The following is a 17,664-nucleotide window of genomic DNA, read 5'->3' as shown; positions in this document are numbered from 1 at the left end:
CACGCATCGCCGTGGGTACAGACGGGATTAATCTTCCATTTCCCTGCCGTCGGGATGGGGCGCTGGACATGCCGCATCGGATAATTAGCCGAATAGGGTTTGCCATAATCTGGCGACCGCTTTGATTTCTTCGGCAACCTTGTCTTTGCTGATGCGTGCACGCTCCAGACCTTGCAGCCTGCTTTGATGCTGCAGCTTGCGGAAGGTGCGGTAGGCATCACCCACCCTGACGCCGAGTTCCTTGTCGATCAAGCCAAGTTCGCCAAATAATTTGAGCAAGGCAATATTGCCGATATCGCCGGTCAGTTGCGGATGCTGCGATGCGTAACGCAGCACCATGTACTGCACGATGAATTCGATATCGATCATGCCGCCGGCATCTTGCTTGAGATCGAATTCGGTGCTCTTGTTGGGATAGGCGTCGTACAGTTTTTTGCGCATGGCCAGCACTTCTTCCTTGAGTCTGACCGGATCGCGCTCCTGTCGCAGAACGTTTTCCCGAATCACTTCAAAGCGTGCGCCGATGTCGGCATCGCCTGCGCAATAGCGTGCGCGTGTCAGTGCCTGATGCTCCCACAGCCATGCGGAGGTTGACTGATATTTCTCGAAGGATGCAACCGTAGAGACGAGCAAGCCACTGGCACCGTCGGGTCGCAAGGCAATATCGACATCAAACAGAATGCCGGCTGGTGTATGCGCGGTCATCCACGTAATGAAACGTTGTGCGAGCTTGGCATACATGCCGGGCGCATCCTGATTGTCATCGTCGTAGAGAAAGATGACGTCCAGATCGGATGCATAACCGAGCTCCTTGCCGCCGAGCTTGCCGTAGGCGATAACGGCAAAGCGCGGCTCATCGCGATGGCGATTGGGCAGCATCATCCAGATTGCGTGGATGGTTTCCGATACGAGTTTGTCTGCCAGCGCAGACAGGTGATCGGCCAGTTTTTCCACACTCAGATCACCAACCAGATCCTGCGCCAGCAAGCGAATCAGTTGCGCATGATGCATCTCGCGCAGGATGTCCATCTGACGTTCGGTATCGCCGGGTGACTCTTCCAGTCGTTGACGAACATCGCGCGCAAAGGCATCCCAGTCCGGCGCGGCTTTCAACGTGCGGTCGTCGAGCAATTCATCGAGTAGCAGCGGATGGCGCGTCAGGTACATGGCGGCCCAGTTGCTGGCAGCAATCATGCGGATCACACGTTCGAGTGCATGTGGATATTCGGTCAGCAGGGCCAGATACGCGGCGCGGCGTGCAATGGCCTCCAGAAAATCGAGCAGGCGGCTGAGCGTGACGCTGTGTTTGTCCGTGACCTTGGCAATGATCGGCAGGCTGGTGTTGACGAGTGCGACGAGCTTGTTGCGGCTGGCTTCCGGCAGCGTCTGCAAACGCGGTGAACGCCATGTCGACAGCAGCCGGCGTGCGGAATCAGCCGCTTCGTCAAAGCCAAGCTGCGTGAGGAACTGGGTAATCGCATCTTCGCTGTCCGCGCTGGACAGCACGACTGCCAGTTCCGCTGCGACATTGGGTGCGTCGCTTTGCTGCTCGTTTTTTTGTCCGTTCTGCTTGTCGTTGAACATCTCGTCGAAATGGCGTGCAACGATGACGCGCTGTTTTTCCAGTTCGCTTAACAGCGTGGCGATATCGCTGTACCCCATCATTTGTGCAATGGTCAGCCGGTCTGCATCGTTGACGGGCAGCGTGTGGGTTTGTGCATCTTCCAGGTACTGCAGGCGATGTTCCAGATCGCGCAGGAAGGTATAGGCGTGCAGCAGTTCCGCCACGATCTCCGGCTTGAGTAGCTGCTTGTCGGCAAGAATTCGCAAGGTCTTGCGTGTGGAGCGATCACGCAGGGCCGCATCACGGCCGCCCCGGATCAACTGGAAAACCTGCGCCAGAAACTCGATCTCGCGAATGCCGCCGCGGCCGAGCTTGACGTTGTGGCTGCGTTCCGGATGACGTGCTTCCTGACGGGTGACTTCGGCACGGATCTGCGCATGCATATTGCGGATTGCATCAATCGAGCCGTAATCGAGATAGCGGCGATAGACAAAAGGCCGGATGATGTTTTCCAGCACGGCAATATCTTCCGGCTTGCCGGTTAGCGCCCGTGCCTTGACCCAGGCATAACGCTCCCATTCGCGTCCCTGCACGATCAGATAGTCCTCGACCATGCCGAAGCTGGCAGCAAGCGGACCGGAATTGCCATTTGGGCGCAGCGCCATATCGACACGGAAGACAAAGCCATCGGCCGTGATTTCCGCCAGTGCGGCGATCAGTTTCTTGCCGGTACGCACGAAAAACTCGTGATTCGACAGGCTGCGCTGCTCCGGCGTGGTGGTTTGTGTTTCGCCATCTTCCGGATAGACAAAAATCAGGTCGATGTCGGATGAGACGTTGAGCTCGGCACCGCCCAGTTTGCCCATGCCCAGGACGATCATTTCCTGCGGCTGACCGGACTCTTCGCCGATTGGGGTGCCATGCAGGGCAATCATTTCCTGCATGGTGGCCGCCAGCTGGTGTTGCACGGCAAAGTCGGCAAACGCGGTCATGGTGCTGACCACTTCGTTCAGATTGGCATCTCCGTTGAGGTCGCGCCGGATCAGGGTGGCGATGACCAGATTGCGCAGGCGGCGCATCGCCGCTGGCAACGTGGCACCGCTATCTGTTTCGTTTTGTAAAACACGAGCGAAAACGTCGGGGTTCAGGGATAATTTGGCAACTTCGGCAACCTTTTGTGCGCGGCTGCTGTCTGCATTGATCCATCGCGTGTAAAACCGCGAAGCGTCGAGAATGGGCAGGGACATGTGGTTTGCTGTCTGGGCGTCTGATTGTTGTATGCCGATGCCGGTTGCCACATTCCGGAAATGCCGAAGGTTGCAGACGGATCGTAGTGCATTATTTATTTGTGTATGTTGCTGGTTCGTTTCATTCTACGCGATGTCTCTCACTCCACGATTTGATTGATGCCTAACGAGCAAGACCAAGTTGATCAACCTGCGCTGGCCGGCCGCCTGCGGAATGGTTGGCGCTCGGCCGGGCAACTGTATCAACGTGCCAATGTCGCCAGTTTTCATCTGCTGGGCTTTACGCTCAAGCTGATGCTGGTTGCCTATTTTGTATTCGGCATTCTGCTGCTGGGTTTGCGTTACGTCGTGATGCCCCAGATTGCGGAATATCGTACCGATGTCGAACAGATTGCCAGCAAGGCGATCGGTCGGCCAGTCACCATCGGCGCATTGTCCGGCGGCTGGCAGCGCTTGCGTCCTTCCCTGACCCTTGAAAACGTGGCGATCTATGATGAGAATCATCAGCCCGCCTTGCAATTGCCGCGTGTCTCCGCCGTGGTGTCGTGGTGGTCGTTGCCGGCATTCGAGCTGCGTCTGCATCGGCTGGATGTCGATCAGCCGGACATGGATATTCGGCGGGATGCAGAAGGTCGTTTCTACGTGGCAGGCATGCCGGTCGAGACGGGACCGGAAAGCGATGGTCGTGCGGCAGACTGGGTGATGTCGCAACACGATATCCACATTAACGGTGGTCGCTTGCGCTGGAAAGATGATCTGCGGCAGGCCCCGGAATTACTGCTGGAACAGCTTAATGTCGTGCTGCAGAACAAGGGCACGCGGCATCAATTTGCCTTGATGGCAACGCCACCCGCGACGATTGCAGCACCGCTCGATATTCGTGCGCGCTTCGAGCATTCGTTGCTGGAAGGGCGCAAGTCCGATCCGTCACGCTGGACCGGCGAGGTGTATGTCGATGTGCGCAACACCGATCTGGCGAACTGGAAAACCTATCTGGATTTTCCATTCGATCTCCGCGCTGCCAGCGGATCACTGCGCGCCTGGCTGGCGTTTGATCATGCCCGTGTGGTCAATCTGACGGCCGATCTGGCTTTGTCGGATGTGTTGATGCATTTTCGCAAGGATCTGACGCCGCTTGATCTGATTGCAGCAAACGGACGTGTCTCGATTCAGGAAACCATCGACAATCAGGTGCGCGACGGTACGCCGACTTTCGGACTCAATGGTCATGCAATTGCAGTCACCGATCTGACGGTGCAGACCCGCGACGGATTGGCCTTGCCGAAAACCACGATGAGCGAGCGCTATGTCGCTGCCAAGGGGAATACGCCGGAACGCACTGAAATTCAGGCAAAAATGCTCGATCTGCAGGCGCTGGCGGCATTCGCAGAACGTTTGCCGCTACCACCCGCACAGTTGCGGATGCTGCGTGATTTCGCACCGCGTGGACAGTTGCGTGATTTTTCGGCGCAGTGGCAAGGTGCCTATCCCGATATACAGGCCTATCAGGTCAAAGGCGATTTTCTGAATCTGGGTTTGCAGGCGCAGGCAGCACGCTCGGCGCGTGCCGCGACATCCAAGGCGCCCGCGCAGGCTGCGGTGCCGGCCATTCCCGGATTTGAAAATCTGTCCGGTCGCGTGGATGCCAGCGACAAGGGTGGCTCCTTTCAACTGGCATCAAAAGAAGTCAGCTTCGCGTCTCCCGCTTATTTTGCCGAACCCACGATTGCGTTCGATACGCTGGATGCCGATGCAAAATGGCGGTTCGAAAAAAACGACATGTTGATGCTGAGGATTCGCAACCTGTCTTTTGCCAAGGATGCCTTGCATGCGTCCCTGTCCGGCACGCACCTGATGCCGATCAACAAGCAGGAAAAAAATGTACCGGGCGTGATTGATCTGACAGGATCAGTAAACGGGCTGGAGCTGAACAAGGTTGGACATTACCTGCCGCTCGGCATGCCGGAAGATGTCCGCCACTGGCTGGACGACGGTCTTGTGGGCGGCACCTTGCAGGACGGGCGTTTGCGTATCAAGGGTGATCTGGCGCATTTTCCTTTTCATGAACAAAAGCCTGGCGACAAGAACGCGGGTGAGTTTATGTTTGCCGGCAAGATTCATGACGGGGTCTTGAATTATGCGCCGGATATGTTTGCGCATGATGGCAAGTCGCCGATGTGGCCTTTGCTCGAGAAGATTCAGGGGCGCATTATCTTTGACAAGGCGCGTCTGGAAGTGCACGGCGATACAGGCGAAACGCATGGCACACAGGTTGCCGACGTCAAGGCTGTGGTCCCAAATCTGGCGATACATGATTCCGAGTTGCAGATCGACGGTACCGCTAAAGGGCCGTTGCAGAATTTCCTGCGTTACACGGTGGATAGTCCGGTGGGGGAGTGGATAGGACACTTCACGGATGAATCCAAAGGCACAGGGAATGCCTCGCTCACGCTGAAGCTGAATCTGCCTTTGCACAATATGCATGATGCCAAGGTGAATGGCGTGCTGAAATTCGCCAACAATGGCGTGACCTTGATGAATGCCATGCCAGAGATCGCGCAGACCAACGGCAGTCTGGAATTCAATGAGAAAGGGGTTTCGCTGCACGAGATCAAGGGCACTTTCCTTGGTGGTCCATTGGCGGTCAGTGGTGGTTCGCAAAAAGATGGTGCGATCCAGATTCGTGCGGACGGCACCTTGACCGCTGCCGGTTTGCGCAAGGCTTACCCCTCTGCAGAAGTGCAGAAATTGACGGAGCGCATCAATGGCAGCACGCGTTTCACCACGCTGGTTGCTGTGCGTGGCAAGGCTGTGGATGTGACGGTGGATTCCAGTCTGCGTGGCTTGGGGCTGGATTTCCCGATGCCGTTGAAAAAGGATGCACGTGATGCCTTGCCCTTGCGTTACGTGCAGACAGGCGCAGCGCCGGACAGCGGGGGAACGCAACGCGACAATATCCGTATCAATCTCGGCAGCGCCATCACGGCCTTGTATCAGCGTGAGCGGAATGCAGGCAATGCCAGTGCTGGTAGCAGCTCACCGTGGCGGATTGTGCGGGGCGGTATCGGTGTGAATGAAAAACCGCCGGAACCGGCAACCGGTGTGCAAGCCAATATCAGTGTGCCGAGTCTGAATATCGATGACTGGATCGCCGCGACGTCTTCTGTTTCCAGTGGGTTGGCAGGCAAGCCGATTGCCACTACCAAAGGCGCACCGGATCTGGCGCAATATGTGGAAACAGACAAGCTGGCCTTGCGCACGGATGAACTGTTCTTGTTGAACAAGCGGTTTGATGCCGTGGTCGCCGGCCTGACACGTGGCGATGACTTGTGGCAGGTCAATATCGAATCGTCGCAGATGACCGGACATGTGAGCTGGCGCGACTCGGAGTCGGGGCGCGGGCTTGGACGTGTGACCGCCAGACTGACCTCGCTGAAGATACCGAAAACGGCCAGTGCCGACGTCAAGGACATGCTCTCCCATGTCGATCAGACGACCGAGATGCCGGCGCTCGATATCATTGCCGATAATTTTGAGTTGTATGGCAAGAAGCTCGGTCATCTGGAGTTGCTTGCGCATTATGTGCGCGCAACGGAAGGGCGCGAATGGCGTATCCGCAATCTGACCGTCAGCAACCCGGATGCCAGACTGTCGGCAACCGGCAACTGGATCGTCAAGTCGGGTGTCAGCAATTCGCATCTGGATTACAAGCTGGAGATTGAAGATGCGGGCAAACTGCTGGCGCGTTTTGGTTTTTCGGATGTGCTGAAAGCCGGTCAGGGCACAATGGCCGGTGATATTAGCTGGGCCGGTTTGCCGTTCTCGATTGACTACCCGAGTTTATCGGGCAAGCTCAATCTCGACATGAAGAGCGGCCAGTTCCTGAAGGTGGAGCCGGGCGCGGCAAAATTGTTGGGCGTGCTCAGCATGCAGTCGATCCCGCGCCGTCTGACGCTGGATTTTCGTGATGTCTTTTCGGAGGGGTTTGCATTTGACGGTATCAATGGATCCGCGCAGATCAATAAAGGGGTGGCACGAACGGATAACCTCAAAATGCGCGGGGTGAGTGCAACTGTCGTGATCGATGGTGCAGCAGACATCGTGAAAGAGACTCAGGATTTGCGGGCCGTGATCATTCCGGAGATCAATGCCGGTGCCGCCTCGGTTGCATACGCTCTGGCGGTCAATCCGGTTATTGGCGCCGGCACCTTTCTCGCACAGCTGTTCCTGCGTGCGCCGCTGGCAAAAGCTTTTACGTACGAATATGCAATTACCGGTAGCTGGAGCGATCCGGCTGTCAACAAGATTGAACGCAGTCCCGAAACACCACCAAGTTCCCGTTCCAACCAAACGCTTTATGAAGGGTGAGGCATGAGTCAGATTCCGGCATCGGCAGCCGCTGCAACAGCCATGCGCGTTGCAGCAATCCAGATGGTTTCCACGCCTGTCGTGGAAGAAAACATCGCCACCGTCACGCGGCTGGTTGCAGAGGCTGCGCATCAGGGGGCGAAGCTGGTGCTTCTGCCGGAATACTGGGCCGCGATGGGCTTGCAGGAAACCGACAAGATTGCGCTGGCCGAGCAGGATGGCAAGGGACAGATTCAGGACTTCATGTCGCGCATTGCACGTGATTACAAGGTATGGTTGATTGGCGGCACCCTGCCGCTTGCGGCGACTGCCGATAAGGTTCTCAATACGATGATGGTGTACGACGCAGACGGCAATCGCGTGTCGCGTTACGACAAGATTCATTTGTTCAGCTTTACCAAAGGGGAAGAGTCATACGATGAATCACGCACCATCGTGCATGGCACGCAGGTCGGGACCTTTGACGCACCATTCGGCAAGGTCGGCCTGTCAGTCTGCTATGACTTGCGCTTTCCAGAGCTCTATCGCGCCATGGGCGATTGCACCTTGATGGTGGTGCCGGCGGCTTTTACTTACACAACGGGTCGCGCGCATTGGGAAATTCTGTTGCGTGCACGTGCGATCGAAAACCAGTGCTACGTACTTGCTGCCGCGCAAGGTGGTCGTCATCCCAATGGTCGTACGACCTGGGGACACAGCATGTTGATCGATCCATGGGGTGACATCAAGTCGGTCTGGAACGAGGGCGAGGGCCTTGCAATCGGCGATATTGATCCCCACCATCTTTCTCGAGTCCGGGAAAATCTGCCTGCATTAAAGCATCGCGTTCTTTAAAGCGGCTTGAGGCTGCCAGTCGGGAAGCCCCTTGTTTCCTGCGCGCAGGCACGGTGCTTTTCGCGAATGCTCTACAATTCAGGTTATCCGAACCAATTTTTGTCGGTTTTGATGTTGAACTGTCTACGTTCTTCATTGACTGACCATGCCACTGATTACGCACAAAGAGCCACATGACGCCATTTGAACCCAATCTGAAAACGCTGGCAGTTGCACGCGATATTTTGCTGACGCCATTCGGTCTGGATGAGTCTGCACTGATCAAGACGCTGGGCACGATGTTCGCGCATCGCGTCGATTATGCCGATCTGTACTTTCAGTTCACCAAGAGCGAAGGCTGGAGTCTGGAAGAGGGGATCGTCAAGACAGGCAGTTTCTCCATCGATCAGGGTGTTGGCGTACGTGCTGTTTCCGGCGACAAGACGGCGTTTTCCTATTCGGATGAAATCTCGCAACGCGCCCTGACCGAAGCCGCGCTGGCAACACGCACGATTGCGCGTCAGGGTGCGGGCAAGATCAAGGTGGCATCGACGATCGCACCGAGTGGCGGTCGTTCGCTCTACCTGCCGCACGATCCCTTGAATTCACTCGATGCGACGGAGAAGGTCAAACTGCTGGAACGTGTTGAGCGCATCGCACGTGCCAAGGATCCGCGCATCGTGCAGGTCATGGCAGGTCTGGCAGGTGAATACGATGTGGTGCTTGTCGCGCGCAGTGATGGTGTGTTGGCTGCGGACATTCGCCCGCTGGTGCGCCTGTCGATTACCGTCATCGCTGAACAAAATGGCCGTCGCGAAATGGGTTCGAGCGGCGGTGGCGGACGCTATGACTACGCGTACTTCAGCGACGAACTGCTGGAAAAATACGCGAGTGAAGCAGTCGCGTCTGCATTGGTCAATCTGGAAGCACGTCCTGCACCTGCAGGTCCGATGACCGTTGTGCTGGGTTCTGGCTGGCCTGGCGTATTGCTGCATGAAGCGATTGGTCACGGACTGGAAGGTGATTTCAATCGCAAGGGTTCGAGCGCATTCTCCGGTCGCATTGGCGAGCGCGTGGCCGCCAAAGGCGTAACCGTGGTGGACGATGGCACGATTGCCGATCGCCGTGGTTCGCTCAACATCGACGATGAAGGTAATCCGACGCAATGCACGACCTTGATCGAGGATGGCATTCTGAAGGGCTACATTCAGGACACCATGAATGCACGTCTGATGAAGATGCCAATCACCGGCAATGCACGTCGTGAATCGTACGCGCATCTACCGATGCCGCGTATGACCAATACCTACATGCTGGGTGGCGACAAGGAGCCGGAAGAGATCATCGCCTCGGTCAAGAATGGTTTGTATGCCGTCAACTTCGGTGGCGGTCAGGTCGATATCACCAACGGCAAATTCGTGTTTTCGGCCAGCGAAGCCTACATGATCGAGGATGGCAAGATCAGTTATCCGGTCAAGGGGGCGACCCTGATCGGTAACGGCCCTGATGCGCTGACGCGTGTATCGATGATCGGTAACGATATGCGTCTCGATAGCGGTGTGGGCGTCTGTGGCAAGGAAGGCCAAAGTGTGCCGGTTGGTGTTGGTCAGCCGACTCTGCGTATTGATGGCATGACGGTTGGTGGCACGGCCTGATTATCTTGCTCGCAAGGCAAGTTGCCGACGGTTTTGCCACGGATATTGCCTGATAAGCCACGCTTGAAAAGGCTTTTCTTGCCAAACACGCCGATTTACTGCACTATTGCCGACAGATAACCGTTTTACTTGTGATGACATGAACGCTCTGCGCTTCCCATTTTATTTTTACTTTAGCTATTCCAGCCCAACGGCGGTGGAGAAGCGGTAAGCGCGCAAGTAAAAAAAGCTAAACCGAAATTCTTTGAAAAACCGCCGCGATGGCGGTTTTTTGTTTTGCAGAACAGATTTTTGACCGGAGAAAAAACATGCCTCGCACCGACGATTTACGGATTAAGGAAATGAAAGAACTGGTACCTCCGTCGCATTTGATTCGCGAACTGGGATGCTCCGACAAGGCGGCGCAGACTGCCGCTGATGCGCGTATGGCATTGCATCGTATTTTGCATGGTCAGGATGATCGCCTGATGGTCGTCATCGGCCCTTGCTCGATCCACGATACCAAGGCTGCAATGGAGTATGCGAATCGTCTGATCAAGGAGCGCGAGCGGTTTGCTGGCGAGCTGGAAATCATCATGCGTGTGTACTTCGAAAAGCCACGCACCACGGTCGGCTGGAAAGGCCTGATCAACGATCCGTATCTGGATGGCAGCTTCCGCATCAATGATGGTTTGCGTATTGCACGTGAATTGCTTTTGAACGTGAATGAACTGGGTCTGCCTGCTGGTACCGAATTCCTCGACGTGATCAGCCCGCAGTACATCGCCGATCTGATCAGCTGGGGTGCGATTGGTGCACGTACGACGGAATCGCAGGTTCACCGTGAGCTGGCATCCGGTCTGTCGTGCCCGGTCGGTTTCAAGAATGGTACGGACGGCAACGTCAAGATTGCTGTCGATGCGATCAAGGCTGCATCGCAGCCGCATCACTTCCTGTCGGTGACCAAGGGCGGTCATTCGGCGATCGTTTCAACACTGGGTAATGAAGATTGCCACATCATTCTGCGCGGCGGTAAAACGCCAAACTACGATGCGGCCAGTGTGGATCAGGCCGCCAAAGATGTTGCAGCAAGCGGCCTGGCAGCACGTCTGATGATCGATACGTCGCATGCGAATAGCTCGAAGAAGCCGGAAAACCAGATTCCTGTTTGTGCCAATATTGCCGAGCAGGTTGCCGCAGGGGATACCCGCATTGTTGGCGTGATGGTGGAATCGCATCTGGTTGCGGGCCGTCAGGATCTGATTCCGGGCAAGGAACTGACCTATGGCCAGTCCATCACGGACGGCTGCATCAACTGGGAAGAAAGTCTCGGCGTGCTGGAAACGCTGGCAGAGGCAGTCAAACAGCGCCGTCACGTAAAAGATCCGGATGCGTGATTTGGGATGGCGTGAGTGATGTTAAAAGCCCCGATTTTTCGGGGCTTTTTTATTGAGTCATGAGATGACCCGGATAGCGAGCAAGAAAGGGCACCATTGGCGCGTCCAAGCGGGCCTAGACTCGATGAACCTGGATTAGTCTTCGCCTTCGCTCGCCCCGCAACACTTTTTGAATTTCTTCCCACTGCCGCAGGAGCATGGATCGTTGCGACCGACTTTCGGCTCTTCGCGCTGCACGGTTTTGACGGCGGACTTGCGTAGCGGTTGCCAGAATTTATGAATTTCCGGGATCGCCGCTTCCATTTCGATCGTCAACTTGTGGGTCTTGATTGGCGTATCGACCAGCACTAATTCTTCTTCCTCGATCTCTTCGGCACCGAGCAAATAGATTGGTCGCAATAATGGCGCTACTGGTGCGGCATAAATGGGCTCCCACGCTTCTGCGCGCAAGGCCATGCCTTCGCTGAATCCCCAGGCCCAGGCTTCGCCATCGAGCACCGGTTTGCCTTCCCATTCATGTTCGCAAAATAGTGGTTCATACTCTTTCGGTGCGACTTCGAAGGTGATGGCGATTTCATTCATGAAACGGGCGATCAGTCCAACAATGCGTTCGTATTCCTTATCGTTCTTGAAGGTTGGCGTGGCATTGTCATCGGCACCCCAGACATGCGGCAACCATTCGGCGAGCGGGACTTCTTCCGGGCCGATGACCAGCGCAGTCAAGAAGCCGTGCAGTGAATCCATGGCCATGCAATCGTCCGCCGTGCGGTCGGAAAGCAGGAATTGATCAAGTTCGTTGAATTCCTTGTCGGAAAGTGGCTGGTCGAGGTGCATGGCGAAATCAGGTGGAGGGGAGTAAGGGCGACAGTGTACCAGCAGGCGTGGCGGGATTCTGCTGCGGGTGCCGTAGCTTGCGACAAGTCGCAAGAACATGCCGCCTTGGTGTCGCAGAGACGTACAATGCCGCATGACTTCTTTCGCGCCTCCCGCTTCTTTTTCTTCCCTGAGCCCAGATTGCGTGCTCGATGCCTTGCAAAGCATTGGCTTGTACAGCGATGGACGTTTGCTGGCGTTGAACAGCTATGAAAATCGCGTCTATCAGATCGGCATGGAAGACGGGCCGCCTGTGGTTGCCAAGTTCTATCGGCCCTTGCGCTGGAGCGACACGCAAATTCTGGAAGAGCATGCGTTTACGCGTGAACTGATACAGAACGAAATTCCCGTGGTACCGGCGATGGTGTTGCAGGACGAACGGAGCCTGCATTGTTTTGAGGGCTTTCGATTTGCTGTGTTCAAACGTCAGGGTGGCCGCGCACCTGAATTGGGTGATTCGGCAACGCTTGAATGGCTGGGCCGTTTTATCGGACGGATTCATGCCGTAGGCGGACAGATGCCTTTTACACATCGCCCAGAATTGAATGCGCAAACCTTCGGTACGGAGCCACGCGATTATTTGCTCGGCAGTGGCTTGATCCCATCCGATTTACAGGAAGCCTATCGCAGCGTCACGGCGCAAGCGCTGGATGGCGTGTTGCGCTGTTATGAACGTGCGGGCGACGTTCGCATGCGGAGACTGCATGGCGACTGCCATGTCGGCAATGTCTTGTGGACGGATGCAGGGCCGCATTTTGTGGATTTTGATGACAGCCGTAGTGGTCCGGCAATTCAGGATTTGTGGATGCTGTTATCAGGTGAGCGGCATGAGATGGTGCGGCAGCTTGGTGACTTGCTGGCAGGGTATGAAGATTTTGCCGAGTTTGAGCCGCGCGAGCTGTACCTGATCGAAGCGCTGCGTACCTTGCGCCTCATTCATTATTCCGCATGGCTGGCAAGGCGCTGGGACGATCCGGCGTTTCCCGTTGCCTTTCCCTGGTTCAATACGCAGCGTTACTGGCAGGACCGTATTCTGGAATTGCGTGAGCAAATCGCGCTGATGGACGAGCCACCGCTGTGGCCAGTGGTTTGAGCCGGTCTGCTCAAGTTGACGAATAAAGTGGATGGTTTTCCGCCAGCTTGCCGAATTTGTTCAGAATGCCGGACGCTGCATGCGTGTAGGCGAGTTGTGACTGCAGGGTGGGAACGTCCGCTCCCTTTTCCTTTAAATGGTCGCTCAGTTTTGTAATGTAGCTGCCCATCGCGCGATGATCGAATTCCGGATGGAACTGCACGCCCCAGGCATGACGGCCAATGCGATAAGCATGATGATGTTCGAACGCATTTTCTGCCAGCAAGACTGCTTCAGGCGGTAACGTGCGTACACTTTGACTGTGTACAACATGCGCCATGAAACTGGCCGGCAGATCATGGAACAGCGGGTCATCCGAGGCGGCAGCTGTCTTGCTGATGTGTACCGAGCCAATTTCCATGCCCTGTGGATGGTAGTCGACTTTACCGCCGAGGGCATGGGCCAGCAGTTGATGGCCGTAGCAGATCCCGAGTAAAGGGATTTCTTCCTCCACGGCTTTACGTAACCACGCTGCGAGTGTTTCGCTCCAGTCAGCACGATCGGTCACCATGGCATGGGAGCCCGTCACGATGGCACCGGCTATTCCGCCAGGTGCTGGCAACGTATTGACGCGGGGATCGATCACGGTAACAGGCGATTTGAGCTTGCCCAGACCTTTCTCGATCCAATGTTCAAAGTCGCCAGCGGATTGGGCAAGGTCGGCAAAGGTGTCGCCAACCTTGATGATGACGATGGGTTTCATGTTGCGTTAAACGAATGAATGGCAGATTGTGATCGCAGAAGGACCTAAAAACTGCCAGTAAAGAAAAGGAAATCAGACTTTCTGAGCGTCTTTGGCCAGCGCGTCGAGACGGGCAATGACCTCATCCACCGATGCATCGCTATTGGCCGTCAATACCGCGAATTCGATGGCGTCATCGCGTTTTGTCTTGCCGTAATAGCTCAGAAGATAATCGCCATTCTCGGTCTGACTGCTGTTGCGTTTGTCATCTTTGGCAAGACGGCGCGCATACCAGATGGCGTAGCCGTTCGACTCTTCACAGCAATAAACTTCAACGGAATGGTGCGGGCCGAGCGGAAAGGCTTCCGGGTCCGTATACCAGATCGTCTTGCGCCACAGATGGTTTTTCTTGGATTCGGGAATCTGATTCATGTTGTTGCCAGCTTGGTTGCACAATGTTCACTATTGTGCCTTGTTTGCAGGCTTACAGCATGACGGCAGGACAGAGAATTATCCGGCTTGTTGCATGGCATCGAGTTTGGCCGCAACGCGTTCGTATTCATTGCGAATGGTCAGCAGATGAACATCGCTCTGCTGCAACTGGCCGCGCCGTATATCCATTTCCATTGCGCTGCAATAGCGTGCCATGGCGCTGGCGCCGATCGAGGCGGCGCTACCGCACAGGACATGACTGATTTTTTCCATGGTGGCGATATCGGATGTCGACGTGGCTTCGGACAAGGTGTCCAGTCGCGCCGCACTGTCGATCACGAACATACGAGCGATAGCGAGAAATTCGTCGCCGAGCAGGGCATGGATCGTTTCCAGCTCATCGTCTGGCGGCAGGCTGGACTGTATCGATGAAAGAGACGTGTGCATTGTTAAGAAATCGTGAAATAAAAGGTCGCACAAACGCGTCGCCGCACCTTGACACACCGCAGTGCCCAAGTAAACACCATATTTATGGTATTGCCTTAAAGTAACGATTTCTACTAGTGTCTTCCGCTTTGATTCATCGGGATGCTTCCCGATATCCATTGCAGCATCAAGGGAGAGTGCATGTCCAATATTGCAGGCAAAGCCTATGCGATGAATGTAATTACCCCGATCCGTTGGTATATGACCTGGATCAACAAGGTGATCTTCTGGGTGGCGCAGAAGAAGCCATCTACCCTTAAAGGGCTGATTACCTTGTCGCTGATTCACTATGCACGCTGGGTCATTATTGGCAGGAACCAGTTTCCGCATCTCTCGCCGCAACAGCCGAAGGAAAACCTGCATTACTCCTACATGCTGTTCTTCAGCAATTTCAACGGCAGCTGGGCGCAGTACGTGGATTCGTTCACGTTTGCCATTCCCAGCGGACTCGATCTGTTCTGGAAATGGAATATCCGCTATCCGAAGTCGGTGCCGCTGACACCGTTCCATTCCTATATCCAGTTCAACCAGATTCAGACGGATCACTACTACACGGCTTATCCGCTCGCAGCGGCGAACGACGTCAAGGCTGCCAAGCGTGTAAAGAGCGCATTGATCGCCTTTGACGAACAGGTCAGGGAGGCGGATCCGGACGAGTTTTTCAAACAGTACAAGACACTGTTGCGCGGACTACAGCACGACATGGGTGACATGCAGCCAACGCCGATCATCAGTCTGGCAGAACAGGCAAAGGGGCATTGAGATGGGAAATGTCAGTAACAATGCCTACGCGCTTACCTGCCTGTCACCCATTCAAAAAGGACATTACGGTGGTACTGCCTACAGTGATGAAGTACGCCGTCGCCTGCAACAGTGGGGTTTGCACGAGCAAAGTCCGATGGCCAGAGTGCCGCAAACCTATCTGACACGTTTTTTTGTGCTGGACGATGTCTATTACGAGTCCTTGCCTGGCACCGATTTTGGCGGAACCTGGTACGACATTCTCTCGATTTTCTCGGATCGCTTTCGTCGTGCAGCGTTGCCCAAGGAAGACCATCTGCAATCCAAGTATCTGGTCTGGTCCTGCAATCTGCATGGTGATCTGGATACCTATCTGCGGGCCATGTGGCATGCGATTGGTGACGATATCCGTTCACTCTGGGAATTCTGCTACGGCTTTGAGGATGTCAAAGGTGCCGACACCTTTGTTCACTACATCAAGAAATGTCAGCTGAATGCGTCGCTGTTTTTTGTTGGCTCCAATGATGAGTCACTGGAAGAACAGTTGAAAGGCTTGTACCTGAAGCAGGAATTTGCGCGCTTTGCGGCCGAGCATCAGGGTTTGCCTCCTGCTGAACTGCAACAGGCTTATCGCGCTTTCATCCAGCGCGTGCAACCAACCAATCTGGCCGGCCCGAGCTGGCGTCCGGGACAGTCGCGTCCCTGATCTGCAAAAACATGACCGAATCGAGGAATACCGTGAAAAAACAGCTGGATTTGATGGATATTCAGGGCAATGTGTTGCGCGCCTACGGCCGCTACAACTTCCCTCTGGCGCGCTATGTGTTTATCAATATCCATGATGGTGCGCGCGGGCGAGAATTTCTGAAGCAGGTGACCAAGCGTGTAACGACAGCAGTCAGCTGGGGTGAAGGTCCGGATCCAATTCAAAAACCACTGCACACATTGAATGTCGCTTTTACCTATCAGGGATTAAAAGCGCTGGAATTGCCACGGGCTTCGCTGATTGGGTTTCCGATGGAATTCGTGATGGGCATGCGGCCGAGAGCCGATATCCTTGGCGATGACAATCGCAGCGCGCCGGAGTATTGGGACCCGATCTGGCGCGACAGCCGTCATCGTGATCGTCACAAGGATGTGCATGCGTGGCTGGCGATCAATGCACAGACGCCGGCAGCACTGCACGACGGTTACGAACAATTGCTGAAGCTGGTGCATGACACGGCGGGAGGCGTGCAGGTACTGACCGGACATCGCGGCGACGATGGCAAGGAGAATCTCGCTTATCAGGATGTGCATGTGCTGTTCGAGGACGGCAAGCCAACCAGCAAGGAACATTTTGGGTATACCGATGGCATTGGCGATCCGGTATTCGAAGGCATGCCGAGCAAACCGGAACGTGTAGTGGGTCGTGGCAAGCAGATGAAAGATGGTACTTGGGCACCGCTTGAGACCGGTGAGTTCATCCTGGGACATCGCGACGAGGCGCAGGAATATCCGATCGCACCAGCGCCACAACTGCTGTCACGCAATGGCACTTTCATGGTTTATCGCAAGCTGCACGAGAATGTGGGCAGCTTCAACAAGCTGCTGGAAGAGGAAGGTGACAAGTATCCGGGCGGGAAAGAGCTGCTGGCTGCCAAGTTTGTGGGTCGCTGGCGCGACAATGGCGCACCGCTGGTATCGGCACCGGATGCGACAAGCAAGGCGGCGTGGGACGCGCGGTTCAGTACGGCTGCGCCGCTGGACAAGGACAAGATGCTGAGTGGTTTTACCTTTGACAACGATATGCAGGGTGGCAAGTGCCCGTTCAGCGCACATATTCGCCGCATCAATCCGCGCGCCTCACTGGAATTCACCAAGGGAGCGTTTGACACGCCAGGTGCCTTGTCAAACCGCCGTCGCGTATTACGTCGCGGTTTGCCTTATGGGCAAGTCAAGGATCCGACGCGGGATGACGGCAATCACGGCATTATCATCATGATGCTCAATGCCAGTATCAGCCGTCAGTTTGAGTTTGTGCAACAGCAATGGATCAATTACGGCAATGATTTCCATGCGTCGAACGAAAAAGATGTCATTCTGGGTAACCACGGCGATGACGATGCGCCCAGTCGAGCCGTCATCCAGGTTGAACCAGATAGCGATGACGCCCCATACATTCTCAAGAAAATCCCGCGCCTGGTGGAAACACGCGGCGGCGACTACTTTTTTGTGCCGAGCATGACTGCCTTGCGCATGATGGCGCAAGGCATTGTGGATCCGACTTGAGCGCGACCTGAGGTAAAAGAGGCC

Annotated in this window: 13 protein-coding genes; 8 read left to right on the top strand and 5 right to left on the bottom strand. The window is 55.4% G+C overall.

Annotated features, from left to right (window positions below; genetic code table 11):
- Positions 1-84: 84 nt before the first annotated feature.
- Positions 85-2,844, bottom strand: coding sequence for a bifunctional [glutamate--ammonia ligase]-adenylyl-L-tyrosine phosphorylase/[glutamate--ammonia-ligase] adenylyltransferase (gene glnE, locus IEV29_RS06710; RefSeq protein WP_268234303.1), 2,760 nt, complete (start codon positions 2,842-2,844; stop codon positions 85-87).
- A 126-nt stretch (positions 2,845-2,970) separates the two neighbouring features.
- Here glnE and IEV29_RS06705 point away from each other — a divergent pair, with 126 nt between their 5' ends.
- From IEV29_RS06705 to aroG, 4 genes are all read left to right on the top strand, one after another.
- On the top strand, positions 2,971-7,179 hold the full coding sequence (locus tag IEV29_RS06705) for a YhdP family protein (protein WP_188380438.1): 4,209 nt from the start codon (positions 2,971-2,973) through the stop codon (positions 7,177-7,179).
- A 3-nt stretch (positions 7,180-7,182) separates the two neighbouring features.
- Positions 7,183-8,013, top strand: coding sequence for a carbon-nitrogen hydrolase family protein (locus IEV29_RS06700; protein WP_188380437.1), 831 nt, complete (start codon positions 7,183-7,185; stop codon positions 8,011-8,013).
- A 173-nt stretch (positions 8,014-8,186) separates the two neighbouring features.
- Complete coding sequence (tldD, locus tag IEV29_RS06695) at positions 8,187-9,647, top strand: metalloprotease TldD (protein WP_188380436.1); 1,461 nt, start codon at positions 8,187-8,189, stop codon at positions 9,645-9,647.
- A 308-nt stretch (positions 9,648-9,955) separates the two neighbouring features.
- Positions 9,956-11,023 (top strand): 3-deoxy-7-phosphoheptulonate synthase AroG, encoded by a 1,068-nt coding sequence (aroG, locus tag IEV29_RS06690; protein WP_188380435.1) that lies wholly within the window; start codon positions 9,956-9,958, stop codon positions 11,021-11,023.
- Positions 11,024-11,158: 135 nt separating this feature from the next.
- On the opposite strand, the gene IEV29_RS06685 is transcribed toward aroG, so the two are convergent.
- Positions 11,159-11,857, bottom strand: coding sequence for a UPF0149 family protein (locus tag IEV29_RS06685; protein WP_188381106.1), 699 nt, complete (start codon positions 11,855-11,857; stop codon positions 11,159-11,161).
- 133 nt (positions 11,858-11,990) lie between these two features.
- Here IEV29_RS06685 and IEV29_RS06680 point away from each other — a divergent pair, with 133 nt between their 5' ends.
- Positions 11,991-12,989 (top strand): serine/threonine protein kinase, encoded by a 999-nt coding sequence (locus IEV29_RS06680; protein ID WP_188380434.1) that lies wholly within the window; start codon positions 11,991-11,993, stop codon positions 12,987-12,989.
- Between the two features lie 10 nt (positions 12,990-12,999).
- On the opposite strand, the gene IEV29_RS06675 is transcribed toward IEV29_RS06680, so the two are convergent.
- From IEV29_RS06675 to IEV29_RS06665, 3 genes are all read right to left on the bottom strand, one after another.
- Positions 13,000-13,731 (bottom strand): glutamine amidotransferase, encoded by a 732-nt coding sequence (locus tag IEV29_RS06675; protein WP_188380433.1) that lies wholly within the window; start codon positions 13,729-13,731, stop codon positions 13,000-13,002.
- A gap of 72 nt (positions 13,732-13,803) precedes the next feature.
- The gene (locus IEV29_RS06670; RefSeq protein ID WP_188380432.1) at positions 13,804-14,142 is read right to left on the bottom strand and encodes a hypothetical protein; all 339 of its coding nucleotides are present in this window, start codon (positions 14,140-14,142) and stop codon (positions 13,804-13,806) included.
- A gap of 78 nt (positions 14,143-14,220) precedes the next feature.
- Positions 14,221-14,589 (bottom strand): Hpt domain-containing protein, encoded by a 369-nt coding sequence (locus IEV29_RS06665; RefSeq protein WP_188380431.1) that lies wholly within the window; start codon positions 14,587-14,589, stop codon positions 14,221-14,223.
- A gap of 180 nt (positions 14,590-14,769) precedes the next feature.
- Here IEV29_RS06665 and IEV29_RS06660 point away from each other — a divergent pair, with 180 nt between their 5' ends.
- From IEV29_RS06660 to IEV29_RS06650, 3 genes are read left to right on the top strand one after another with little or no spacing between them, the layout of a single operon-like run.
- Positions 14,770-15,390 carry a hypothetical protein gene (locus tag IEV29_RS06660; RefSeq protein ID WP_188380430.1) on the top strand — a complete coding sequence of 207 codons (621 nt, stop codon included), beginning with the start codon at positions 14,770-14,772 and terminating at the stop codon, positions 15,388-15,390.
- Position 15,391: 1 nt separating this feature from the next.
- The gene (locus IEV29_RS06655) at positions 15,392-16,075 is read left to right on the top strand and encodes a hypothetical protein (RefSeq protein WP_188380429.1); all 684 of its coding nucleotides are present in this window, start codon (positions 15,392-15,394) and stop codon (positions 16,073-16,075) included.
- Between the two features lie 32 nt (positions 16,076-16,107).
- Complete coding sequence (locus tag IEV29_RS06650; RefSeq protein ID WP_188380428.1) at positions 16,108-17,640, top strand: Dyp-type peroxidase; 1,533 nt, start codon at positions 16,108-16,110, stop codon at positions 17,638-17,640.
- The last annotated feature ends 24 nt before the right edge of the window (positions 17,641-17,664 follow it).

The sequence above is a fragment of the Oxalicibacterium faecigallinarum genome (assembly GCF_014635705.1).
Taxonomy (GTDB): domain Bacteria; phylum Pseudomonadota; class Gammaproteobacteria; order Burkholderiales; family Burkholderiaceae_D; genus Oxalicibacterium; species Oxalicibacterium faecigallinarum.
Note: the sequence above shows the minus strand (reverse complement) of the source record. Positions and strands in the feature narration are given on the sequence as shown.